A 22,460-nucleotide genomic window follows, 5' to 3' on the forward strand; every position below is an offset into this window, starting at 1 on the left:
TCTCTCCTTTTTAAAAATATAAAAACAGCACAGATACATAGAGCATCAATGAAAATCCAATTTCAGCCATGCCTACATGCTTTGCCTTTAACTCGAACTTAGGAAGCCATATAGCTCGTATGAACAAAATTAAAAATGGAATAACCAAAAACACCTTGATCCAGGCGGCAAACAGCACAATGATCAGATGATAGATAATAGACGCATAATAGTAACGTGGATTTTTTCTTTCACGGATGATCGTTTTAACATAAAGAGCCGTTCCTATGAAATAACACACCAACAGCAAAAACAGCTCTGTGGTTAGCGTCCAATCTCCGCCTTCTCCAATATGAACAACAGGATATATAAAAGAGCAGAAAAGCAGAATAGCGGCAATATCATTTAACAAAGCACGCTCATTCTTCATTTTGGCGTAATACATATTAGCCATAAAAAAGAACAGAAGCAGAACTCCGTACCAGATCAACGCAGGTTTAACCCATACTAGAGAAGCTAAAAGAGGAAGGAGTATTGCTCCGTAAATAACAACAGGTTTACGGTATCTTTTACTGTTTCCTGTTTTGATCCATTGGAGAACAGGAAAACTAAATAAATAGATAAAAAACCAGCATACGAATAGAGGTATATGAATGAATTGTTTTGGAGAAGCAGCTAAGCCAAACAAAAATGGAAGAATGAGCATTGCCCAAGCTCCATGCTGATTGGGGATGTATCTACTGATCCCTTTCAAAGTCTTGATCCTTTTTTCACAATGTGTAACATCTTTGTAGCTACGGTTAATCGACTCATCATCCATTCCCCCAAAGTTCAATTTTTCACCCTACTTTAATTCTAAGTATTCTGTCCAATTGAACCAATCAGGGAGTTCCCTTATTTGTTTGGGGGAATAGCCTAACCTGAAGATAAACCTTCACTTTCTTTATAAAAACGTACCGAAGTAATAGTCGAGCGCTTCCTGTGAGTATCCGTCATCTCCTTGCCAGGCTGCTACCGAACAAAAATCATCATTGCCGCCGCGGCGCCTGCGAGGTGTGTCCCGTGGTGTGAGCAATCCTGCATATCCCCATACTTCCATAGCCACATCGCGTTCATTTTTACTGGATGGGAGCACATCTTTCCAGCGCTTCTCCAATTGTCGTGGACCGTTCTGATCCTCACAGTCCTGAATCGCTTCCAGCATGTTATGAAGGATAACCAGATCCTCATCAGTAACCTGGAACTCCTCCTCTTGACTGAACAATTCGAGGTCCATCCAGCAATAAAGAAGGTGATTCAGCCGAATACCTCCCCATTTGATTCGTTCAAAATTCAGTACATTCAAATCCTTATTGACGTATTCCTTATCGGACATTAGTTTATTAAAATTACAATCCCCACAGCTACTGTAGTTGGGCAGGACGACAGGCCGCTCCCTATAGGTGTGCAAAGGCAGTTTTGCGGTTAATGCCCAGCTCGATAAGGCGCTTCGTAAATGGACTTTTTTCGTGGAAAGACTGTGTAAAAACGCTGCTGCCACTCGCTCTTTTGTAGCCTTTTGCTGGTGCAGCTCATATAACCTTTTTATAATCTCATCATGTGTAATGGTGATCGGATCGAACATCAAGCCCATACTTTTGGCATATTCAAAATCCTCACCCGAAAAAGGTTCCCTCTCCTGCTTCCAGCCGCTGGAGGACCAGAAAGTGTTCATAAGTATTTTCTTAGCTTTTTTATCCATCACACTTCTCCTTACTCGTCTGACACTCTCACCTTCAACAATCATCTTTATACTTAAAAGCAATGGCCGTATTTCCCGACCGGGGGTCAAAATAAGAAGAGATTTTCCCCCAGTTCAGTTCATATTCCATATAGGGGTAAGGCTTGGTTTGACGATAGCTTGGCTTCATGGACAAATGTTGTTCTAACAAACGATCATGCTCCCTTTGCCGCTTTCTCTCCCCTTCCTCAGACCAATTATCCCATGAGGTTGGAAATTCGTTGCCCTGGAGCGAAATCTCCACAACAATTAGGGTTGTATCCTTAAAGCATACAGACACAAAAAAATGCCGGTGCAGCAAAGGAACCTGATCAAAATGGTACCAAATGTACCCATTTCCTAGCTTTCTTACAGAATGAAAATATTTCGTGTACAAAGCAGTCTCTAACAACTGATCTTCCGTTAAAGAAGAATAAATCGCGTGCTCATTATCAACTTGAATGATTCCCGATTCCCAGTCATTCATTGCTGCCACTCCTTAAGCTGGTATGACAATCTACTAGTTGCTCTCTAGCCTCATTTGTCCACATGTTGGAAAATGGCCTGCCAGGACCGATCCAGCACACGCGTATGTAATCGTCTGGCAAAAACATTTCTAACGATGGCAAGAACGATCACACCCACGAATACAACACTAAGTATGGTAATAGAGGGAACCCAGTAGTCGAACATGGCATTCACCAACACTTGCAGCAGATGTCGTTCCGGCTGCAAATATTCCACCGCCGCAACGATAACTGCTGCCAGCAATATAATCACAGATATGATCAAAAGCATTGTATTAATTACTTTGTATCTGGCAAGCCCTTGCTGAAAAATGCGAGTGCCGGCATATTGCTCCAGCAAGATGATCTGCTTGTGAAAATCATTCTCCACCTGCTCTACAGGCAGGTCGTGCTTCTGAATCAAGGCATGTGCTTTCTTCAGTTCGGATTGAATAAATAGACTGTTCTGGATGGCAGATCCTAACTGACCTAAAACATTCATCTCTTTTTTACCCCATTTCAATATTTAGTAAAAATCAAAGTAACCCCGCCAGATTCCTTCATTCTGATGCTTGGCAAAATAAAAGCTGCCCCCATCGACAATATTCAATCCAGCTTTGGCATCTGACGCAATCTGAAACACATACTCATAGCCTTCGCCAAAGTCGATGCCTGGTTGAATAAAGCTGGGATAGCCACCGATTTTGTGAACCGCATGTATTTCCTCCACGATGTCCTCAAAATAGTCGGGTTCCTCCTCATCCATGTTGTTGAGGGCATCACCATATTCCTCAGGGATGTCTTCCCCGTCCCAAACGGGATAGTCATTCTCTATGAGCTCGGGGAATAACGGGAATGCCTTGATATGCATGAATGCCTCCCCAAAATCTTTTTCGACCAAATCCTCTACCGACGTATACTCACGAATACACATATATCCTTCCATGTCCTCATGATCCAGAACATCGGGTGACAGGAAGACCGTCAACAGCTTGACATCACGCATAGCTTGTGGAACAAAAGGCATAGCAGGCAAATACAATTGCATGATCGGAGCCATAACATTCCCCTGTACATCAACGGGTTGTTCTTCCGCCGGCAAAGCCACTGCAACTCTGCCAATCCAGCTCTGTTCCAGGGAATCTAACGGTCTGTGGCCCCCTGTATGAAAAATAGTAGCTTTACGCTTTAGAATCGTTCTTAGCTTCTCGATAGAGTTGCTGGACAACGAAATCACCCCTTTCTAGGCTAGAGTAGAAACGCAACAGCATACGAGCCTGCTTTAAATCCAAACTCACTTAATCGGTCTTCCATCCCTTGAATTTGACAAAGATAATCTTCCGGTACAGCTGGCAGATCCTGTTCATTGACTAATGTTCCGCCGAGTCTAGCGCGTGCATATTCGGCACTTTTCCACATCGCCTCAAACACAGCTTGCGGCTGCACTGTTCTTACCACATCCATACTGAAAATCAAATCTGCAAACTGATCCTCTGCAAGTGTACTCAGCCAAAAAAATCCAGGCTCTGTTCCCGTATGTACGCTAAATAGTTCATCATTGCCTCCCCGACCGTGATGGTGTGCATGGAAAATATCCATATCTCCCCACTTCATTCCAAGGCTCAGCATGACATCCCAAATGTCCGCTCCACGATAAGATTGACCTTGATCCGCTACCAGCCTAAGCATGACAAAGTGTTCCCTCTCACCCTCCTGATCTGTAAAGGCTTGTAGCTTTTCCGCTTTTGCACGTGCATGGGCAGCATCCTCCCGAGGAAGCACGCGAATGGTCCCCTTCTCCTGAAATCGCGCCGGTAGTGTGTTCATAAAATCAGCAACCTTGGCTTCTTCCAAACAAATCTGCATCTCTACATTGTTGAATATATCCACACAAATACAGATTTTATCATAACGGCATTCGCCTTCTAGTCTACGCCCGACACTAGTCCATATCTGCAAATCTTGGACATGCCCGTATACGATATATCCTTTGAGCAATTGCAAAATGTCTTCATCTGACAACGTAAAACCATTGAATTCCACATCAATCAGCCAGTAGATATTAGAATCAGGCTCCACTTCATGGACTCCTTTTATTGTCTTTCTAGGCCCATGATCCAACTCTACGGCAAGGATGCTCGATACATCCTCACTTCCATATTCAGGTAAAATCAAAATCCCCCTCCTTATTACCTATTTTTTACTTTATAGTTTCCTATAATTCTCAATCTATATTAAACTATAAACCACCAAGCACAAAATAGGTTAAAAGTGCTGGGTTGTTGAACATGACTCGTAGAAACTCAAAGCTTCGAAAGGGGAGAACTCATGATGCAAAAACTTTGGCAAAAAGGAAAGGCTCTGTCCCTGCCTATAGTGGTGTCTGCATCGCTGATTTCAGGAACGCTGTTGGTAAATAATATACCTACGGTGAATGCGGCTGCGACCAAGGAACTGCTTCAGTTATCCGGACAGACGACTTACTACGGAGAGGTTGAGAATGGACAGCCAAGCGGACGTGGTACGATCAAATGGAGCGAATACAAGCAGTATTCGGGCGATTTTGTGAATGGCAAGCGATCAGGAACTGGAAAATATATGAATCAATACACAGATGCAGATGGACAACATCATAAAGTCGTATACAACGGAACATGGAGCAATGACACGATGAGCGGTAAGGGTACGCAGACTGAAAAAGTGACGCAATCGGATGGAACGATCCGTTCGAATCAGATCCAGGTAGGTACTTTTCAGGATAATGGATTACAGAACGGCTACCAAGTGATCCATGCTGTAGCCGATCCAGACTATAGCTTCACTTATAAAAATGGAAAAGAAGTGCTAAACATCTTGCACAGTAATCAGGATCTAGTCCAAAGATGGCAGCAAGGAGAGCTCTTCTCCGTAAATTATAAAAATGGCTCTGTTCAAAAGGAATACTCCATGTTCCCTGAAGAGGTCGCAACCAAAGAACATCAAAGACAAGCGGCCATCAAGTATCTCAAAGGGATTACCGCCAAGGTCACCCCTCACTTGCAGCAGTTTGAAAAATTGTCCAAGCAGGTCCCTCTCAAATAAGTTAGAGTATCGCACAGTATATAAATAGCCTCTACGCAAGAAGCCCTCTCTTTCTTATAGAAATTCCTACAAGAAAGAGAGTCTTTTTCCATTTTCTTCATAAATGACATATAAGAACTTCGGATCATAACGACTCCTACTATTCTCCCTTATGCCCATCAATGAACTCATACAAATGACTTATTTTTCGCTCAAACCCCCTCCTTTTTTTGCTAACTCCCGCTAGAATCACTAAAATATAAAGTAATTATTTTAATCATCCGAGGTGGACATCATGGCTAAAATTATGGTTCCTCCTGAGAAACTAGAGGCGGTTTCCAGGCAGTTCGCGCAGGCACGTGAGCTGGGGGCACAAATTTGCGGACAACTGTCACAGCATATTCAAATGCTAGAGAATAGCTGGGCAGGAACGACACAGCAGCGCTTTTATCAGGATTTTCACAAAGCACGTGGACAAATGGACGCTTTCACTCAAACCGTCGGTTCTGTCAGCACAGAGCTGCGTTCGATTGCAGTAAAATTCAAGGAAACAGATACCCAAGCAGACACAGGGATTAACCAAGGAGATCAAAGCGGACAGATTAAGAGCAGTGAAGGAGCAACTTCCGGGAAAAAAGGAAACGATCCCGCAGATATAGCCATTAACAGCCTGTCAGAGGCCAATAAATGGCGAGGGCAACTGGGCTTTGCCGGAACAGCGATCTATAGCGGTCTGGCTTCCACACTTGTCCTCACCAAAACAGTAGAATTCAAGAAAAGTCTGAAAAATCCCACTCGAGCGGTTATACATAATGCGGCATGGGTGAAAGGCAAAGGTAACAATGCTTTTATGCGTAATTTGGGCAAAAGCATAAACCGCCAGTTCGCTAAACCAGGTATTGTGATGAAGGGCTTGAAAGGTTTTGATCGTTTAGCTGGAAAGCTGCAAATGGGTAAGCTCGGCCTTGGGTTTAACAAAGCCAACAGCTTTCCTCAGTGGACGCGCAACGTCATCGCCGGGGTGGAAAAAGGACGCTACGGCATAGCAACACGCCAAATTCCCGGCATGATCGCCAAAAAGTTATATCCAATTAATGCCACCATGAATATTGTGGGCGAAGGCATCAGTCTGGCTGGAAAATGGAAAAGCGGGAAGCTTACCGGAACGGATGTGGCTGTATCTGCTTCTAACGTAGCGATTAAAACCGCCGCAACTTATGGCGGAGCTGTCGTTTTGGGGTCCATAGGCGGTGCTATCGGCGGTCCGGTTGGTGCAGCCGTCGGTGCATACGTCGGCGGTACAGTGGGGAGCTGGGCAGGTGGAAAAGTCGCCAAATTCGCCGAAAAAGGGATACGCTGGGCCAGCAAACTATTTAAATAAACATACACTTAACAGATGGAGAAGGAGCCTGACTATGGACAAACAAACGGTAATTTTAACGCTTGAGGAACTAGGCTTTGCCTTGACCGCGCTGGGTGCAGAGGATATGGCTTCGGGTCTGCTCCAATCCTATTACGGGGAACTAACCGAAGATCGCTGGGAACTGCTTTTTCATGCTGCAACACATAGCCTGGTATCCAAAGGCTTGTTGGAACAGCAGGATGACGGGCAACAGCAGCTTGAATTTGATGCGTTCATTGTTGAAATGCTAGCTCATCTGGTACAAAGCCGCCAAATGCTGCGTGGATACAAGGAGCAGCAGGACAAGCAAAATACATTAACGATACACCATGGAAACGAACGTTTTCTGTATCACTTTTCCAGCCACAATGAACTCCATTTCTTTCGCTGGTCTTCTCCAGAAGACTGGCATCACGATATTGATCAATTGTTCGGCCTGTCGGCTCCCAGCTTCAATGGTCACAGCCGATACGTCGATCTGACAGAAGAACAGTGGAATGAGTTGACCTCATCCAACTTCACGATGCAGCAAATGGCAACGTGGAAACTTCAAGAGTTGGATCAACAAATGATACAAGACTGGCGAGAGGATTTTAATCGTAATCACTGCAGCCTGGATAATTTGAGCCAGATGGTATACACGGACACGGATGAAGAGGGTCCTTCCGTTACGAATCTGCTATTTGTTCTTAAAGGAACGAATGATGTGTGGGTTGTAAGAAATACAGAACTGGATATGCAGGCCACCCCATGCCTGCGAATTGAAAGTGTGACCGAATCAGACTGGAGAGAACGGATCACTCATTTCATTCAGGCGTTTGTACCCGACGAGGCGGTATTCCGTGGATAAAATTGTATATCGCAGATCTTTGGCATTTTGGAAAGCCCTGGGCAGCTTGATGTTTGTGCTGATTTGTCTGTTTTTGCTGTTGCTCATTTTTATCGACGAAGATATCTCTGCTCTGCAAATCTTCTTCTTTATTACGTCCGCCATTATTGGAATTCCTTTTTTCGGTAGTTATTTGGTGGTCTGTTTGAGCAGAACGCTTCGTAAGGAAGCCTTCCTGTTCATCTTTGACGAACACAGTATTTCCGATGGTATTCGAACTGTCCCGTGGTCTGCAATCACTAAAGTCGAATTCGAGGGGGCCTCCATCCGTAAATGGCTGCGCCCTCGCTTCCCCGCCTTTATTTTTTATCTGAATGACCGCAGCACCTGGGAAGTCAGCACCGATTATGTGTTGAATGATATGGAATTGAATCAAGCCGGGAAACAACTTCGAACTCTCATTAACCAGTATGGCAAGCCAAAGAAAATACGTTCCTGAACATTGCATGGACGCAGCACAATAACTTCCTTGCCTTGAAGATGACCCGTATAAAAAATCCCGTTCGCAATCTGGGTCATCTTTATCCCTTCGATTTGCGCTCTCAAACCTGCTATTTCTTCTTCCATGGCTCCGATATGGCTATACTCAAAGTTCGTTTCTCGATCCCTCCATGAATTTCTTTTATTCCAGCTTAAGCTTGAAAAACACCCGTTGCTGCGATGCGCTGTACCGCCTCCAGCAGTCTTTCTTCACTATTCACCAGACTGACCCTCACATGAGAAGCTCCTGCACGACCAAAGCCTTCTCCAGGGGCAACCGCAACATGCGCCTCATCCAATAAAAAGTTTGCAAAGGAAGCCGATGTATACCCCTCCGGCACCTTGAACCAGGCAAAAAAGGACCCTTGGGGAGCAGCTACATCCCAGCCAATATTTCGTAACGCTGCAATGAGAACATCACGTCGCCGCTCATATAACGCCGCGAGTTCCCGTACTGGCTCCTGGGTGCCCAGCAATGCGACAGCTCCTGCATCCTGTACCGCACCAAAAACAGTGCTGTAGGCATGCGTATGATAATGCTTGAGTGCACCAATGACGGACGCATTTCCAACCGCAAAGCCGAAGCGCCATCCAGCCATGTTATACGTTTTGGAAGCTGTATACGTCTCGACACCATACTCCTTGCCGCCAGGGATTTGCAATAGACTAATCGGCTTATGTCCACCAAAGCCAAGAGCACCGTAAGCAAAATCATTCATAACCGGAAACTGGTACCGAGCAGCATAATCCAGTGTCTTCGTCAGAAAATCTACAGTAGCTACGGCTCCTGTCGGATTGTTCGGATAATTAATCATGAGCAGTTTGACCTGCTCTGCGATTTCTTCCGGCACGGTTGTATAATCAGGCAAGAATCCATGCTTCTCTTTCAGTGGAATCGTATGAATATGGGCTCTTGCCAGCGCAGCAGCGGAATAATATTGGGGATATGCCGGATCGGTGGTCAATAACCAATCACCAGGATTCAGCAACGTCTGTGGAATCCCCATTACACCTATGGCAGAGCCGTTGAATACGGCAACTTCCCGTTCAGGGTCCAGCTCCACCTGATACTCCCGTTTATAGAACGCAGCGACTGCCTCCAGCGTGCTTTTTTTTCCATGAAAAGGCGGGTAGCCCTGATTAATCGGTTGATCGACCGCATCCTTCAAAGCGCTGATGATATGCGGCGGTGTTGGCTGATCCGGGTTGCCGGCTGCCAAATTAATTACATCTATTCCTTTGCTTTTATACAGATTCACTTTGTCATCGATTGCACTAAAATAGTTGTCAGGCAGAGCCTTGACGAGATCAGAGGATGAAAAAATCACGTTTATCTCCACCTTCTATCCATAAGATATAGACTGAGAATGTCAGCCCGCCAGGATCATAGCCATTTATTTAAAATAGCTTGGCAGCTTGTAGCCTTCATACGCAGGATTCGATTTGATGTACTGTTGGAATTCATCTGAATGATATCCCTCAATAATGTCTTTGACAAATGGCTTGTCCTTATTCTTGCTGTCCACAGCCACCACGTTCGTGAACGGGTCTGTCATATTTTCAAGCTTTAATGCCGAGGTCAACTTCATTCCATTCGATACAGCAAAGTTCCCTTGTATAGCCGCAAAATCAACATCCTCCAGTACACGTGGCCCCTGTGCCGGATCGGTAGCAACAAATTGCAGATGATGCGGATTAGAGGTGATGTCATTCACCGAGGTTTGCAATGGATCGATATTGTCCTTTAACGTAATCCAACCTACTTCCTTCAAAATGTTCAGCGCGCGCAGCATATTAACTGGCTCGTTGGGCAGGTTGATTTGGGCGCCAGTGCTGATTTCATCAAGGCTGGTATGCTTGCTGGAGTACAATCCCATTGGAGGAGTCGGGACCTGCACAGCACCAACCAGATCAATATTCTCCCGCTTATTCATAGAATCCAGATAGAGCGAATGCTGGAACACATTGGCATCAATATCACCATTAGCCACGGCTACATTGGGCTGAACCCCGTCTGTAAACTCTTTATATGTAATCTTATACCCCTTCTTCTCCAAATATGGAGCCACACCATTCTTAAACTGATCGCTATATGGGCCGGGATTAAAGCTGATATGCAGTGTTTTCTTTTCTTCACCAGCAGCGCCGCCCGACGTATTCTTGCTGCCACAGCCTGAAATAAAGAGCACGACTACTCCCAGTAGCAATATAAATGAAATCCATTGTTTCTTCATTTTGATGTCTCCCCCTGCTCCTTGATATGATCTACGTTTAGTGAGTTAAAATGTTTACAGCTTTTTAAAACATAGTAATTTGATATGTTTTGTAGATATTACAATAATTTTTTATTCACTGTCAACAATATTTAATTACGCATCTTCCGCATAACTCAAAAGGATCACATCAGGCGCTCCGCTTGAAGGCAAAACACTTCACAAGTTTGTAATATAATTCTGTTTCAATTATACCCCCAGGGGGTATAATTGAGTGTGTAAATACAATCCTAAAGGAGCTATTTAAATATGAAAAAACAATGGGCTTTGCTTGCTGGTGCAGTCATGATTATTTTGAGTGGGTGCGGGAACAGTAACACGCCAGATCAGGAGCATACGACAAACAGCAGTCAACAGCACGACACATCAGATATGAACCATTCCACTTCCAGTGAGCTTCCTGCTGGGCTAAAAGAAGCTGAACATCCAGCCTTCAAAATTGGCAGTCAAGCGACCATGCAAGCCGATCATATGGCAGGCATGAACGGCGCTACGGCCACGATTGTGGGTGCTTATACGACTACTGCTTATACAGTCTCCTATACTCCAACGACTGGAGGAGAAAAAGTGACTAATCATAAGTGGGTTATCCATGAAGAGATTAAGGATGCAAGCAGCGAGCCCTATGAACCGGGAACGGAAGTTATCCTGGCGGCAGATCATATGAAGGGGATGGATGGGGCTAAGGCTACCATAGATTCCGCTGAACCAACGACCGTATATATGGTAGATTACACGCCGACTACAGGAGGAGAGCCTGTCAAAAATCATAAATGGGTGACGGAGAGTGAGCTTTCAGCCAATTAGAACTCTTTTATCACAGGTTGCTTGTGATCGCCAGAGGGAGCACGGCAACGGCTCCCTTTGTATAGCTTGATTGGGGTTTGGACGTGTTCATATGTATCTCCTTGTGTCAGTTGTTTAACGCGGCATACGCAGAATGGCTGCCTTCAGTGCTTTGGTCCCTTCTTCGCTTTTTAAATAATCCGACGGTGTTTCGTGACCAAGTGCGGGAACCTTTCGATCCATCCAAGTCAGCAAATATTCGCCCATGTCAGGCAGCAGCACAATCTGAATCTCCTTTGGAATTTCACTCTTGGCCACCTTTGCTCTTACCGCTGGATCTACCTGATCATATTGCTCCTGATAGATTTGAACCATGTTGGCCCAGCTTTCCGGCTTAAACTCTTTCAAATATATCTCTCTCATCCATGAGCCCTCCTTTTGATCCCAGACAACGCTTCTCATGCTGAAGAAGCCATTCTTTTCTCCATAGGCCCCCTGCATAGCCAGTTAGTTTCTGATTCGATCCGATAATTCGGTGACATGGAATCACAATGCTCAGCTTATTTTTGCCATTCGCACTGCCAACAGCTCGGATTGCTTTTTCATTTCCAATAGCAAGAGCAATATCTTTATAAGCTGTCGTTCTACCGTAACCTACGGTCACCAGCGCATTCCATACTTTTTGCTGGAAGTCTGTACCTTCAAAAGCATAAGGAAACGAAAATTTAAAGCGCTCACCTTTAAAATACTCGTCAAGCTGGCTGGCGCATTCCTCTAATACTTGGACTGGAGCCTCTTCTGTAAGCCTCGTTAAGGGCTCATTCCGATTAGAGAACATAATAGAATAGACAGCCTCTTTGGTGCCCTGTATCTCTATCTCTCCAATCGGCGATACATAATTCAATACGGATAGCTTGCTCATAAAAAGATAACCACCTTCCATTCCTAATCTTTATGTAACTTCCTATACTCACTAGGAGAACATTGGTTCAAGCTGCGAAACGACTTATAGAAATTTGAGGGACTTTGGAAGCCTGTCTCATAGCAAATTTCAAGATTCGTAAGATCTGTATTTTTAAGAAGATAGGACGCCTTATCTACTCTTATTTTTTCCAAATACGTACGCGGGGTTTCGGAGGTTTCCTGTTTAAAAATCCGATCCAAATAAAAAGGGCTTATTCCAACATGGTCTGCAATATCCTGCAATACTAGTTTTTCTTTATAATGATTGATTAAAAAAGCAACCACATTCTGGACAAGCCTGATATACGGCGAATGATCTATATGAGGCTGGCATCTTTTGCAAGCGCGAAAACCCGCTTTTTCCACGGTGTCCACATCAAAGTAAAACTCGACATTGATTTTTTTCGGTTTTCGGGATCGACAGGAAGGTCGGCAATATATACGGGTTGTTTTCACAGCGGTAAAAAACACCCCGTCATATTTACGATCACATGCTATAATTTTATCCCACATTTCTTCAAAAGAAAGACTAAGGTTAGCCATGATCGAAGATTCCGTCCCTTCTATAGTTCATACTCATCTAGTTCAGGATTTGCAAAATCATCATATAAATGTGACGTATCTCGAAGGTTGATCAACTGTTCCGCATTCTTTTGCAAAGCAACTATTATCTTATCAGAAAACGCATTTCCAAAGCTAAACCTTTTGACTCCTAACTGCTGAAGCTGGCGGACATTCGTCAGACCTGGCAAGGATAAAACATTAAGCGGAGCATGTATATGATATACAACTTTTCTGATCTCTTCATCATTCTTTAACCCTGGCACAAAAATGCCGTTCGCACCACTTTCCACATACGCTTTGGCCCTTTCTATGGTCTCCGAAAGTGGAGCTTCTATCTGCAAAAATGTATCCGTTCTTGCGTTTATAAAAAAATCTTTAAACCCATGAACATCCAAGGCAGCTCTTATTTTGGACAGCAGGTTACTGTGCGCCCTCACTTCTCGAAGCCCCTTTTGCTGTTTTAATGAATCCTCAATATTAATCCCTGCCACTCCGACATCGGCTGTCCTTAATACATGCTCAACAATCGTTGCTACATCCTTCCCATATCCTGCCTCAATATCTGCCGACACTGGAATCTGAACATGCTCTGCAATCGTCCGAATGATGCTTACATGCTGTTCAAAATCAATAAGCTCTCCATCTGAAAACCCAAGCGTATTGGCAATTCCCCAACTTGTCGTACCTATCGCCTTAAAGCCTGCTTTTTCCAGAGCCAGGGCAGATAGCAAATCCCAGGCGTTCCCTAGAAATAAAATTTCCTCTGATGTATGCAAATCGTTAAATTCTTGTATTTTGTTCAATTTATAACCTCCTGTTAGGTGATGTATCTCATTCTATCAAGAGGCTGTATTGGTTTTCGTCCTCATTCTTGCTTTTATGGTCTGTGTTAATCTAATTACTTGAATTCAAACGAGCTGTTAAAGTGTTCCTTCTGTTTTCCATACACTCTACGAATCTAATTTTGAATTAAAAAACAGAAGATTTAGGCCAATGTATCCAGTTACAATTCACAAAACTGGAATAAAAATGGTTATTCGAGCACTGTTCAATCATATGTTTCTTATCTATAATCTTGCTAAATTAATTCGAGTTAGATGCTAATCTACGTAAGCTTTAAAAGTGTATTTGGTGTTGCCACTTACTACTGACACAGCATCACTTTTTTTATATGTAACATTTCTTTTAGCCTTTCACAATTACATTATTAGAGGAGGAGTTATATGTTTAAAATCAGGAGTAAACTCATTTCCCATAAAACGAAGTTTTTTATGATATTGCTAAGCTTTTCTGTAATCGCTTCATTCTCTAGCTTGTACGGCCCCTTACCCGCCAAGGCTCTTGCTGAAGAAAACGGAACTCCAGTACAAGAAACAAATGAATCAAATATACAGCAAATCCCCCTCACCAGCGAGGAGACTACTAGCCAAACAGCGGTTACAGCTATTGATCATGATGCTAATTTCTCACCTTCAACACTTCAGTTTCTGAAGGATAATACAGGACTCGACGGTGAGCAATGGGATAATATTATGAAGCTAGTGAACAAGCCAGAGCAGGATTCTTTGAAATGGACTGAATTCTATGGCTATGCCGAAGATATTGGCGATGATCGTGGATATACCATTGGTATTTTTGGAGCAACAACAGGCGGTTCCAATGATACGGGACCAGACGGTCCGGCCTTATTCAAAGCTTTTGATGCTGCTAGTGGAGCTAGCAATCCTTCCATTGCAGGTGGATTAGCCCGTGCTGGACTGAAGGGGAAAATGAGTGGCTCGATTTTAAAACTCAGCGATAGCGATAGTGTAATCAAAAAGAAGATCAAAGCTCTCCAAAATAATGAAGCTTGGAGAGAAGCCATGTGGCGTACGTTCTATGACACCTATATCGAATATAGTGTGCAGCAAGCCCGGAAGCGCGGATTTAATACTGCTCTGACGATTGGATCATTTGTCGACACTGCACTCAATCAAGGTGCTACGGGTGATGACGGTAGTCTTGAAGGAGTCCTCTCACGATCTGGCAATAGCACGAATGAAAAGACATTCATGACTAACTTCTATGCTAAGCGTACATTGGTTGTCGATACCAACGATTATAACCAACCTCCTAATGGTAAGAATCGGGTGAAACAATGGAGTTCTCTTTTAGCTTCTGGCGAAACAGATCTTAAGAACGCAGATGCAGCCATAATCAAAGTAACTAATTGGGAAATGAAGTAAATAACCATATACGTAATAAGGAGAGCATATCGTATGCCCTCCTTATTTTATTTTCATGAAAATAACATTCCATTCATTCTTCCATACAGTTCTTCTCATCGTTCTATTATGTAGGCATTGTGTACAAATAGAAAAACTGCTCCAGAAGCCCGAAAGTTGCAAGCTCCTGAAGTAGTCTTGTAAAATGTTTATTGTGTCGAATGGAGTCCGTTAGATGATCCGATAGCCAGCTGGCAGTCTGCCAGTACTGCGGATATTACGGATTTGCTGCAACGTCAAACGTTGATTGGTAGAGATAATAGATTCCACATCATTCCCGCGAATCAGATCATCCAGGTCGGCAATGTTGCGATTGCCTCTAAACACACGGAAGTTACCTCTAAACCGCGTGCCAGTAAAGAGTACAAGTGTAGCATTGCTGCTGGTAGAAAAGAAACGCAGACTTTCGATGCCGTCGAGAATATTATCGGTATTACGAATGCCTAGGTTTCCTCTGAATACTCTCCTGGAACCCCGAAAATTTTCTTCGTTGTAAACTGTAAGACGTGGATACGTTTGAGATACATATGCTTTGTTGTCCATATTGTAATTCCTCCTTTCAACTTTATCTTATGCTTCACCATCCGATTGGCGCGGGCCTCGCAGCATCCATCTAAAAATGGTTATGTGATTGAATAGAGCAGACGCAGACTTGAAAAAGGAACATACGTTCTGTATAATCTAGCTTAGCAATTTGGAAAATCCTGAACTAACGGAGATGTAGACATGGACGATAAATTTATTGAGGAACTACGTGAAATTAGCAGGAACGACAAGCGAAGATCCGAATTTCTCATTAAGGGTATGAAAGAAACGCTTCAGGAAAGAAAAGAAAAAAACTTTATCGAAAGATGGATTTGGCGACAAAAGAATAAGAAACTTATAGCGCGGAAGTTTAAGTCCTAGTAGATATAACAACAGTACTTCGTAGCAGTTTAATTTTCATAGCATATACAAGTACATTAGATCAAACCTCATTTTTAGGGAGGCAAATCCATGATTGAGCAGCTAGTCCCATACGACGATCTATTAAATCACAATTTATTTTTAGCTGATGAGGTTCGATATAATTTGCTTCATCGAATATGTGAGTCAGAAGAATCAACATGCCTTAAAACGTCTGATGGAAATATGATTTTCGCTCAATCACCCGGACATAAGGCTTGGCTATGGATTTCACAGCAAATCATCGGCAACCATCAGTTGACCTATATCGAACAACTATTACGTTATTTAAAAGGAAACAACCTACCAGGTGTCTGTGGTGATGTCGAAACCGTCGAGAAGTTCGCAAATGCTTACGCCGAGCGGCACACTGCTCAGGTACATACACACATGGTCATGGAATCTTATTTCTGTCCTGAATACAAAAAACCTTTAGGCGTTGGGGGAATTCTGCGACAAGCCATTTCAAAGGACGTACAGTTAGTTGCCCAGTTTCTAGCTGGCTTTGCAGAGGAGGCTTTAGACCATTCAGTTGATCCAGCAAGTCAAATTTCAGCTGCGGAGGCAGCAGAACTACTGATATTGCGTTTGGATAAACCCTCCTGCTGTAAGAGAGCATATGATTGCTCATTCAAAATAAACAAGCCCAGCGATGCCATCTATCGCTGGGCTCATCCTTCAATTATCTATAATTCTTTATTCTATCACACCCAATTCCGTGTGAACCGAAGATCTTCGTGAAAGTAAATATACAGCTACCATGGCGATGGCGACACCAGCTGCTCCAAACCAAGTGATAGAAGCCAGCGAAACCTGGCTAACAGCCACACCACCAATACCAGCTCCGGCTGCCATAGCAAGCTGCATCATAGACTGATTGAGACTCAGCATCACACCGGAAGATTCCGGTACGAGAGTGACCAAGTTATATTGTTGAGTAGGTCCGGTTGTCCAGGCTGCGAACGACCACAGCATCAGTAAGACAAATAATACACCTAGAGAATGAGCGGCGACAGGAAGTAAAAGCAAGGAAAAGACATGCAACACCATGCCCCCGAATAATGTAAAGGAAATACCCTTTTTATCTGCGCTGTATCCACCGATTTTCGACCCGATCAGGCTGGCAATCCCGAAGGCAAGTAATACTGAGCTTAGCATATTATGCCCTACACCTGATACATTCAGCAAGTACGGTGAAATGTAAGTATACGCGAGGGAATATCCCCCTCCCCAAAAGAAGGTAATCGCCAATCCCAAAGCAACTTCAGGCTTCTTCAGAAGAGCAAACTGCTGTAGTAAGGGAATCGGTTGATCTCCTTTTAAGCGAGGGATTGTCATAGCGATAACAATCAAAGCAATAATCCCTGTCAAAGCGATGCCGAGAAATACGGTTTTCCAGCCATATGCAGAAGATATCATTCTTCCAAGCGGCACCCCGATAATCAGCGAGGCTGTAAAACCCATAGTGACCGTAGCAATAGAACTAGCCTGCTTGCCAGCTGGGGCAATTTTCGCAGCAATGCTCAATGCTGTAACCACGACCATCCCTGCCCCGAGGGCCATAAGAATACGTGCAGCGATAAACATTCCAAAACCCGGCAAAACAAAGGAGAGGACATTGGCTACTGCAAATAATCCGAGGGAACTCAAGAGCAGCTTGCGTCTGTCCCATTTAGCGGTTACTGCCATCAGAATCGGCGTGCCAATCGCGTAAGCAAGAGAAAAGACTGTAATTAGCTGGCCTGCTGCGGACACTGTAATCCCCATGGTTGTCGCAATCTGATCCAAAATGCCTGAGATAATGTATTCGGATGTGCCTACCAAAAAACTAACAATTGCCAAAATATACACTTTCCACGTGCTCTGCATTTTGTAAATAACGCCTCTTTCCTTTTTGTATTTTTATATTTTTACAAATATCGAAATAAAGACTAAAAAAATTATGTGATCAGAAACGGGGCATATTTCTGTGCTGCTTCCACATCCAAACTGTAATAAATAAACGTCCCCTCTTTACGGTATGTGAGCAGCCCCGACTCTGCCATTTGCTTCAGATGGTGCGATAGCGTTGAAATAGCTACACTGTTCAGTTTCTCGCCCAGCACAGAGCAGCATTGGTCACTTTCCTCTTTTAACAGAAGTGCTATCTTGAGACGAGTCGGTTCTCCAAGTGCTTTATATATTTTTACAGCTTGCTGCATCTCTGTTGTATCTTTCACCCTGTTCGTCTCCCTTCAGTTCCAACCTTAATTTCGATGTTTGTCGAAATTAAGTTAACACAAACTTTGGTAAAAGTAAACCCGTTATGGTAAAGTCACATCTTTTTTGAACTCTATAGTGTGAATAATGGTCTTTCTCATCTTATAATAAAATAATCCCCCATCCATAAAGATAGAGGACCAAACAATCTAAATGCAAAGATGAACTACGGATTTCATTTCATGGTGTTAATTCGGACTTGCCGTGGGTCTGACAATGATTTCATTCACATCTACATCTGTAGGCTGCTCCATGGCATACACAATGGAACGAGCAATGGCATCCGGCGAAATTGAAATACGGCGGTATTCTTTCATTCCCTGCCGGGCCTCTTCATCAGAAATACTGTCGGCAAGCTCGGATTCAGTTACTCCCGGTGATACCAGTGTTACACGAATATTTCCTCCAACCTCCATACGCAATCCTTCGGAAATGGCCCGAACTGCATACTTCGTTGCGCAGTATACTGCTGCAGTCGGAGTTACACTATACGCGCCAATAGAGGCAATATTGATAAACTGACCAAATCCTTGCTTTTTCATAATGGGAAGCCCTGCCGCGATCCCATGCAGAACGCCTCGTATATTAACATCAATCATGCGGTCCCATTCTTCTACCTTCAGGGCTTCCAATTTTGAAAGAGGCATCACTCCCGCATTGTTCACAATGACATCCACACGTCCAAATCGTTTTTCAGTATACTTAATGAACGCTTCCATCTGCTCCCTTTGGGTCACATCCAGTTGCAGATAATCAGCGGATCCCCCTTTTGAACGAATTTCGGAGGTAAGAACCTCCAATCGTTCTGTGCGTCTGGCCCCTAATACCACATGAGCCCCATGTTGAGCAAGTAAACGAGCAGTAGCTTCACCTATTCCACTGCTTGCCCCTGTAATAGCTGCGACTTTCCCTTTAATATTTAACATGCTTGTTCCTCCTGTACTGAAAAACGATAAGTTACCCACATCCCTATATAGGGATACCGAGAAGCGTGTACACTTTTTTCCGCTTTGTTGCTCTCCATGACTATTTCACTCCTTTGCACTTTTATTTTTTCTTAATTGCTCATTAGGTGTTGTATCTGCATCTTATTATGAGAGGAATGTCCATCGGGCTGGTAGAAGAATCAGAGCAAATTATTGCCTAATCCTCCAAATACACTTAATATGAATTCAAATCGATATCGAAAAACAAAGCGCATCTTAAAGTGAATTGTCCACTGAAGAGTGAAGATTAGCTACGTTGTGAAAAAGGGAGGGTCCTAGTGAAAGCAACCGAAATTGAGAGTTCTACTACGGAAAAGCAAGCCGAATTGCCCAGTCTCATAGAACAATTTACAAGTCACGACGGAGTTCACGCTACAGAGATCCCTTCACTTTACTTCGTCCGAAGTTCGAATACCACCGTTCCGATTTATCAGGTTCATGAACCCGCCTTATGCATTGTGGCCCAGGGGAGAAAAGTTGTGATACTCGCAGAGGAAAGTTACTATTACGGCACATCCGACTACCTTGTGGTTTCGGTGGATTTACCCATTTCCGGACAGGTGATACAAGCCTCAGCAGAAGCCCCGTACTTGTGCCTCCGGCTCAATTTTGATCCGCATCAGGTTTTGGATCTCATCAAGGAGTCTACTTTTCCTACTACCTCAACCTCAATACCTGATTCCAGACGAGGCTTGTATGTAAGTCAAACCAACTCCCTACTGCTGGATGCCGTGGTAAGGCTCGTACGTCTTTTGGAAAGACCGCAGGATATTCCGGTGCTGGCTCCATTAGTCATTCGTGAGATATTGTATAGGATTTTACAGGGGAAGCAGGGGGAATCCTTAAAACAACTGGTCATGACTGGCAGCCATTCAAGCCGGATCGCAGAAGTCATAAAGCGAATTAAACAAGATTATGATAAGCCGTTGCGAATTGAGGAATTGTCCCAACTGGCTAGTATGAGTCCTTCGTCGCTACATCGTCATTTTAAAGAGGTTACGGCTATGAGCCCCATGCAATATCAAAAACAATTACGTTTGCAAGAAGCTCGTCGCCTGTTGTTATCTGAATCAGCAGATGCGGCAGATGTCGGTTTTCAGGTAGGCTACGAGAGTCCCTCTCAATTCAGTCGTGAATACGCTCGTTTGTTCGGCCTCCCTCCAATTCGTGATATCAAGCGCTTGCGTGTAGATCAGGATTACCTCCAATCATAATCGCAGGATGTACAAACAGCACAAAAAAGCTGCCTCGGATAGAGAAGCAGCTTTTCATTTTATATACTTCGAGGCAAAGCTCATCACTCGTTCAGCATCAATAGGGATTATCCAGCTTGGCGAACAGAGCACGAATAACATCCTTCTCTGCCGTAGTAAGCTGTTGCCCAGCCTGCCATTGTTGAATCTCTTTCTTGACTTCCTTTGGGTCTCTATAGCTGAGAGCATACCCGATGCCCCCTATACCTTGTACACGGTTGGCTTTGTCCATATTTGCCAATGCTCGAGTCATCGCAGTTCTGTCTCTTGTAAACAAATCTCCCATAAGTGCATCATAGCTTTCAGTTAGCGCTCCGTCCAAGCCAGCAGTGCCCTTAATCACATTGGGGAAACTTTCCGAAGGAATCAAAGCACGCTGCTTATACAAATATTCGATAATTTCCATGCTTTGATGTTCACTGATTTCGTTCATCTTCCTCCAATCAATACCTGCCAATTGGTCCGTAATGTGACGTACCTTTACTTCATCCTTGAGAGAGGAATCCTTATAAAAGGACAGCACAAGCTCCTCTTTACTTTGCTGGGCACGCTGCGTACTGACTGCGCTATGCTTAGACACCTCATTGCTTGCTTCAGACGGCGCCGCAGGGTCAGCATGGGGAGTACACCCTATGATTACAGCCAGCAAAAGTATAGTACAAGCTACAGAAACAAACACGCTACCTTTTGACACGAATCCACTCTCCTATCCATATCTATTACTCCTGTAGCCATTCATCCATGGTTATAACGGAATAGGGTTCAGAGCTAGACTTATCTTCTACTCGTCACGCCCAACCGTAGGCTTACGGATCACAGAGACGCTGGATTCCCTGACGATCAAACGAGGCTCGAACTGTACACGCTCATAATCTCCCACGGTCTGGTCCTGAATTCGCTTAAGCAGCAGTTCCGCAGCCAGGCGTGCCACCTCTTCCCCCATGATAGAAACTGAGCTGATCTGTGGGGTCGTTACGGTCGCCCACAAATTGTTGTCAATACCAACCACTGCAACCTCTTGCGGTACTTTTACACCCAAATCCTTAAAGCGGTTTACGATTCCTATGGCCACCATATCATTAACTGCATAAATGGCATCCGGCATATTTTTCAAGCTGTAAAAATAATCGGCTGCCCGCAGCCCAGTTTCAAAGGAAAAATCATCGCCAAAATACACAAGCGAAGGGTCCACGTGCTGGAGAGACTGCTCGTAAGCAAAGTATCTCTCTTCGATTTTGTCCTTCGCCGCACCTGCATAAGCAATTCTCGTTCTCCCGATTTTAAGCAAATGCTCCATCACAAGTCTTCCCTCTTGCCGGGCCAAACTGACGATATCCGCCTTAACGTCTTCACCCAGCTTCTTACCATAGTTAATAATCGACACCGGAACGCTGGCTTTATTAATCAGGTCTACCAGCATTTTAGGATATGCCAGCGGCATAATGATAAGTCCGTCTACATGCAGCTTCTTAACCTCACGCACCGTTTCAAGCTCCATTCTGGCATTCCCGGCCGTATTGATCTGCACGACACGATAACCGTGCTGCTTGGCAGCCTGTTCTACAGACCAAGCAATCTCTGGAATGATCGCGTTCCGAATATCCGGTACAGCCAGCGCAATTTGCCGTGTCTGCCGCACCTTTAGACTTTGAGCTGAGGTATTGGGCGTAAAGCCCATTTCTTCAATCACTTGCAAAATAAATGCTTTCGTCTTGGGGCTGATGCCCTCACTATCATTAATAGCCCTAGAGACAGTCGCAATACCAACCCCTGCCCGCTTGGCTACATCCTCTATGGTTACTTTCTTTTGCTCTGACACACCCAAAATCCTTTCACGCTCGGAATCGTTTTCTATCTATGCACATAAACTCTCTAATATAGATATTATACCACAGAATAGTTCTCTAAAAATTGAATTCGTTTTCTTCTAGCCTCTGCTTCACTTGCAAAATTCGCAAAAATTCTTTTGTACTAAGCAATGAGTCAAATATAGCGCCATAGTCACAAGTGATTATATTCACAAAAAAATCAAGTGCTTTTTGCATTAATTTGGTTTGACAATGTGTAAAAATTGTGACATATTATTTTTCGG

The 22,460-nt window shown here is 43.9% G+C and carries 27 protein-coding genes; 9 read left to right on the forward strand and 18 right to left on the reverse strand.

Annotated elements, in window-relative coordinates:
* Positions 1 to 10: 10 nt before the first annotated feature.
* The 6 genes from ACU1JV_RS05120 to ACU1JV_RS05145 form a co-directional block, all read right to left on the reverse strand.
* Positions 11 to 799: a YwiC-like family protein gene (locus ACU1JV_RS05120; RefSeq protein ID WP_043886028.1), complete on the reverse strand. Its 789-nt coding sequence runs from the start codon at positions 797 to 799 to the stop codon at positions 11 to 13.
* A 123-nt stretch (positions 800 to 922) separates the two neighbouring features.
* Positions 923 to 1,720 (reverse strand): hypothetical protein, encoded by a 798-nt coding sequence (locus ACU1JV_RS05125; RefSeq protein WP_413986776.1) that lies wholly within the window; start codon positions 1,718 to 1,720, stop codon positions 923 to 925.
* 34 nt (positions 1,721 to 1,754) lie between these two features.
* Positions 1,755 to 2,225 (reverse strand): hypothetical protein, encoded by a 471-nt coding sequence (locus ACU1JV_RS05130; protein WP_025679271.1) that lies wholly within the window; start codon positions 2,223 to 2,225, stop codon positions 1,755 to 1,757.
* 50 nt (positions 2,226 to 2,275) lie between these two features.
* Complete coding sequence (locus tag ACU1JV_RS05135) at positions 2,276 to 2,746, reverse strand: DUF6097 family protein (protein ID WP_413986777.1); 471 nt, start codon at positions 2,744 to 2,746, stop codon at positions 2,276 to 2,278.
* A gap of 24 nt (positions 2,747 to 2,770) precedes the next feature.
* The gene (locus ACU1JV_RS05140) at positions 2,771 to 3,472 is read right to left on the reverse strand and encodes a DUF1963 domain-containing protein (RefSeq protein WP_413986778.1); all 702 of its coding nucleotides are present in this window, start codon (positions 3,470 to 3,472) and stop codon (positions 2,771 to 2,773) included.
* Between the two features lie 20 nt (positions 3,473 to 3,492).
* Positions 3,493 to 4,419 (reverse strand): cell division protein ZipA C-terminal FtsZ-binding domain-containing protein, encoded by a 927-nt coding sequence (locus ACU1JV_RS05145; protein ID WP_164964565.1) that lies wholly within the window; start codon positions 4,417 to 4,419, stop codon positions 3,493 to 3,495.
* A gap of 156 nt (positions 4,420 to 4,575) precedes the next feature.
* Between ACU1JV_RS05145 and ACU1JV_RS05150 the strand changes: the two genes are divergently transcribed.
* The 4 genes from ACU1JV_RS05150 (at position 4,576) to ACU1JV_RS05165 (ending at position 8,034) form a co-directional block, all read left to right on the forward strand.
* Positions 4,576 to 5,325 (forward strand): hypothetical protein, encoded by a 750-nt coding sequence (locus ACU1JV_RS05150; protein ID WP_164964646.1) that lies wholly within the window; start codon positions 4,576 to 4,578, stop codon positions 5,323 to 5,325.
* A 274-nt stretch (positions 5,326 to 5,599) separates the two neighbouring features.
* Complete coding sequence (locus ACU1JV_RS05155; RefSeq protein ID WP_013372400.1) at positions 5,600 to 6,685, forward strand: WXG100 family type VII secretion target; 1,086 nt, start codon at positions 5,600 to 5,602, stop codon at positions 6,683 to 6,685.
* A gap of 34 nt (positions 6,686 to 6,719) precedes the next feature.
* Positions 6,720 to 7,556, forward strand: coding sequence for a hypothetical protein (locus ACU1JV_RS05160; RefSeq protein ID WP_058710292.1), 837 nt, complete (start codon positions 6,720 to 6,722; stop codon positions 7,554 to 7,556).
* Positions 7,549 to 8,034: a DUF5381 family protein gene (locus ACU1JV_RS05165; protein ID WP_090738600.1), complete on the forward strand. Its 486-nt coding sequence runs from the start codon at positions 7,549 to 7,551 to the stop codon at positions 8,032 to 8,034. Before ACU1JV_RS05160 ends, ACU1JV_RS05165 begins: the two co-directional genes overlap by 8 nt.
* Positions 8,035 to 8,227: 193 nt before the next feature.
* On the opposite strand, the gene ACU1JV_RS05170 is transcribed toward ACU1JV_RS05165, so the two are convergent.
* Positions 8,228 to 9,403, reverse strand: coding sequence for an aminotransferase class I/II-fold pyridoxal phosphate-dependent enzyme (locus tag ACU1JV_RS05170; RefSeq protein ID WP_165081878.1), 1,176 nt, complete (start codon positions 9,401 to 9,403; stop codon positions 8,228 to 8,230).
* Between the two features lie 66 nt (positions 9,404 to 9,469).
* Positions 9,470 to 10,309 (reverse strand): MetQ/NlpA family ABC transporter substrate-binding protein, encoded by an 840-nt coding sequence (locus ACU1JV_RS05175; protein WP_165081876.1) that lies wholly within the window; start codon positions 10,307 to 10,309, stop codon positions 9,470 to 9,472.
* A gap of 288 nt (positions 10,310 to 10,597) precedes the next feature.
* Here ACU1JV_RS05175 and ACU1JV_RS05180 point away from each other — a divergent pair, with 288 nt between their 5' ends.
* Complete coding sequence (locus tag ACU1JV_RS05180; RefSeq protein ID WP_058710295.1) at positions 10,598 to 11,155, forward strand: YdhK family protein; 558 nt, start codon at positions 10,598 to 10,600, stop codon at positions 11,153 to 11,155.
* Between the two features lie 114 nt (positions 11,156 to 11,269).
* On the opposite strand, the gene ACU1JV_RS05185 is transcribed toward ACU1JV_RS05180, so the two are convergent.
* Genes ACU1JV_RS05185 through ACU1JV_RS05200 form a run of 4 tightly spaced genes read right to left on the reverse strand, consistent with a single transcriptional unit; the run spans position 11,270 to position 13,464 of the window.
* The gene (locus tag ACU1JV_RS05185) at positions 11,270 to 11,557 is read right to left on the reverse strand and encodes an antitoxin Xre/MbcA/ParS toxin-binding domain-containing protein (RefSeq protein ID WP_013372406.1); all 288 of its coding nucleotides are present in this window, start codon (positions 11,555 to 11,557) and stop codon (positions 11,270 to 11,272) included.
* Positions 11,529 to 12,056, reverse strand: a complete 528-nt coding sequence (locus ACU1JV_RS05190; protein WP_013372407.1) for a methylated-DNA--[protein]-cysteine S-methyltransferase — start codon at positions 12,054 to 12,056, stop codon at positions 11,529 to 11,531. Before ACU1JV_RS05190 ends, ACU1JV_RS05185 begins: the two co-directional genes overlap by 29 nt.
* 23 nt (positions 12,057 to 12,079) lie before the next feature.
* Positions 12,080 to 12,640, reverse strand: coding sequence for a bifunctional transcriptional activator/DNA repair enzyme AdaA (locus tag ACU1JV_RS05195; RefSeq protein WP_025679286.1), 561 nt, complete (start codon positions 12,638 to 12,640; stop codon positions 12,080 to 12,082).
* A gap of 20 nt (positions 12,641 to 12,660) precedes the next feature.
* Complete coding sequence (locus tag ACU1JV_RS05200) at positions 12,661 to 13,464, reverse strand: isocitrate lyase/PEP mutase family protein (protein WP_013372409.1); 804 nt, start codon at positions 13,462 to 13,464, stop codon at positions 12,661 to 12,663.
* A 420-nt stretch (positions 13,465 to 13,884) separates the two neighbouring features.
* Here ACU1JV_RS05200 and ACU1JV_RS05205 point away from each other — a divergent pair, with 420 nt between their 5' ends.
* The gene (locus tag ACU1JV_RS05205; protein WP_025679287.1) at positions 13,885 to 14,886 is read left to right on the forward strand and encodes a chitosanase; all 1,002 of its coding nucleotides are present in this window, start codon (positions 13,885 to 13,887) and stop codon (positions 14,884 to 14,886) included.
* A 210-nt stretch (positions 14,887 to 15,096) separates the two neighbouring features.
* Here ACU1JV_RS05205 and ACU1JV_RS05210 read toward each other — a convergent pair whose 3' ends face one another.
* The gene (locus tag ACU1JV_RS05210) at positions 15,097 to 15,468 is read right to left on the reverse strand and encodes a hypothetical protein (RefSeq protein WP_025679288.1); all 372 of its coding nucleotides are present in this window, start codon (positions 15,466 to 15,468) and stop codon (positions 15,097 to 15,099) included.
* A 183-nt stretch (positions 15,469 to 15,651) separates the two neighbouring features.
* Between ACU1JV_RS05210 and ACU1JV_RS05215 the strand changes: the two genes are divergently transcribed.
* Together ACU1JV_RS05215 and ACU1JV_RS05220 are read left to right on the forward strand one after the other, a co-directional pair.
* Positions 15,652 to 15,831, forward strand: a complete 180-nt coding sequence (locus ACU1JV_RS05215) for a hypothetical protein (protein ID WP_013311365.1) — start codon at positions 15,652 to 15,654, stop codon at positions 15,829 to 15,831.
* Positions 15,832 to 15,921: 90 nt separating this feature from the next.
* Positions 15,922 to 16,611, forward strand: a complete 690-nt coding sequence (locus ACU1JV_RS05220; RefSeq protein WP_040103172.1) for a hypothetical protein — start codon at positions 15,922 to 15,924, stop codon at positions 16,609 to 16,611.
* Here ACU1JV_RS05220 and ACU1JV_RS05225 read toward each other — a convergent pair.
* The 3 genes from ACU1JV_RS05225 to ACU1JV_RS05235 all read right to left on the reverse strand — a co-directional run bounded on the left by ACU1JV_RS05225 (position 16,567) and on the right by ACU1JV_RS05235 (position 19,055).
* A complete protein-coding gene (locus ACU1JV_RS05225) occupies positions 16,567 to 17,739 on the reverse strand; it encodes an MFS transporter (RefSeq protein ID WP_413986779.1) in 1,173 nt (390 codons plus the stop codon). The genes ACU1JV_RS05220 and ACU1JV_RS05225 overlap by 45 nt on opposite strands.
* A 71-nt stretch (positions 17,740 to 17,810) precedes the next feature.
* Positions 17,811 to 18,089, reverse strand: a complete 279-nt coding sequence (locus ACU1JV_RS05230) for an ArsR/SmtB family transcription factor (RefSeq protein WP_013311367.1) — start codon at positions 18,087 to 18,089, stop codon at positions 17,811 to 17,813.
* A 228-nt stretch (positions 18,090 to 18,317) separates the two neighbouring features.
* Entirely contained in the window at positions 18,318 to 19,055 is a 738-nt protein-coding gene (locus ACU1JV_RS05235) for an SDR family oxidoreductase (protein WP_040103170.1), read from the reverse strand.
* A gap of 338 nt (positions 19,056 to 19,393) precedes the next feature.
* Here ACU1JV_RS05235 and ACU1JV_RS05240 point away from each other — a divergent pair, with 338 nt between their 5' ends.
* Entirely contained in the window at positions 19,394 to 20,329 is a 936-nt protein-coding gene (locus ACU1JV_RS05240) for an AraC family transcriptional regulator (RefSeq protein WP_413986780.1), read from the forward strand.
* Positions 20,330 to 20,426: 97 nt separating this feature from the next.
* Here the strand turns inward: ACU1JV_RS05240 and ACU1JV_RS05245 are convergent, their stop codons facing one another.
* On the reverse strand, positions 20,427 to 21,062 hold the full coding sequence (locus tag ACU1JV_RS05245) for a hypothetical protein (protein WP_413986781.1): 636 nt from the start codon (positions 21,060 to 21,062) through the stop codon (positions 20,427 to 20,429).
* Positions 21,063 to 21,149: 87 nt separating this feature from the next.
* A complete protein-coding gene (locus tag ACU1JV_RS05250; protein WP_013372419.1) occupies positions 21,150 to 22,187 on the reverse strand; it encodes a LacI family DNA-binding transcriptional regulator in 1,038 nt (345 codons plus the stop codon).
* Positions 22,188 to 22,460 lie beyond the last annotated feature (273 nt).

This window comes from Paenibacillus sp. T2-29 (assembly GCF_052921365.1).

Bases quoted from the DNA above. Each gene is read 5' to 3' on its own strand.
- ACU1JV_RS05120 (WP_043886028.1), bottom strand. From the start codon at position 799: ATGGATGATGAGTCGATTAACCGTAGCTACAAAGATGTTACACATTGT.
- ACU1JV_RS05125 (WP_413986776.1), bottom strand. From the start codon at position 1,720: ATGGATAAAAAAGCTAAGAAAATACTTATGAACACTTTCTGGTCCTCC.
- ACU1JV_RS05130 (WP_025679271.1), bottom strand. From the start codon at position 2,225: ATGAATGACTGGGAATCGGGAATCATTCAAGTTGATAATGAGCACGCG.
- ACU1JV_RS05135 (WP_413986777.1), bottom strand. From the start codon at position 2,746: ATGAATGTTTTAGGTCAGTTAGGATCTGCCATCCAGAACAGTCTATTT.
- ACU1JV_RS05150 (WP_164964646.1), top strand. From the start codon at position 4,576: ATGCAAAAACTTTGGCAAAAAGGAAAGGCTCTGTCCCTGCCTATAGTG.
- ACU1JV_RS05155 (WP_013372400.1), top strand. From the start codon at position 5,600: ATGGCTAAAATTATGGTTCCTCCTGAGAAACTAGAGGCGGTTTCCAGG.
- ACU1JV_RS05160 (WP_058710292.1), top strand. From the start codon at position 6,720: ATGGACAAACAAACGGTAATTTTAACGCTTGAGGAACTAGGCTTTGCC.
- ACU1JV_RS05175 (WP_165081876.1), bottom strand. From the start codon at position 10,309: ATGAAGAAACAATGGATTTCATTTATATTGCTACTGGGAGTAGTCGTG.
- ACU1JV_RS05180 (WP_058710295.1), top strand. From the start codon at position 10,598: ATGAAAAAACAATGGGCTTTGCTTGCTGGTGCAGTCATGATTATTTTG.
- ACU1JV_RS05185 (WP_013372406.1), bottom strand. From the start codon at position 11,557: ATGAGAGAGATATATTTGAAAGAGTTTAAGCCGGAAAGCTGGGCCAAC.
- ACU1JV_RS05190 (WP_013372407.1), bottom strand. From the start codon at position 12,056: ATGAGCAAGCTATCCGTATTGAATTATGTATCGCCGATTGGAGAGATA.
- ACU1JV_RS05195 (WP_025679286.1), bottom strand. From the start codon at position 12,640: ATGGCTAACCTTAGTCTTTCTTTTGAAGAAATGTGGGATAAAATTATA.
- ACU1JV_RS05205 (WP_025679287.1), top strand. From the start codon at position 13,885: ATGTTTAAAATCAGGAGTAAACTCATTTCCCATAAAACGAAGTTTTTT.
- ACU1JV_RS05210 (WP_025679288.1), bottom strand. From the start codon at position 15,468: ATGGACAACAAAGCATATGTATCTCAAACGTATCCACGTCTTACAGTT.
- ACU1JV_RS05215 (WP_013311365.1), top strand. From the start codon at position 15,652: ATGGACGATAAATTTATTGAGGAACTACGTGAAATTAGCAGGAACGAC.
- ACU1JV_RS05220 (WP_040103172.1), top strand. From the start codon at position 15,922: ATGATTGAGCAGCTAGTCCCATACGACGATCTATTAAATCACAATTTA.
- ACU1JV_RS05225 (WP_413986779.1), bottom strand. From the start codon at position 17,739: ATGCAGAGCACGTGGAAAGTGTATATTTTGGCAATTGTTAGTTTTTTG.
- ACU1JV_RS05235 (WP_040103170.1), bottom strand. From the start codon at position 19,055: ATGTTAAATATTAAAGGGAAAGTCGCAGCTATTACAGGGGCAAGCAGT.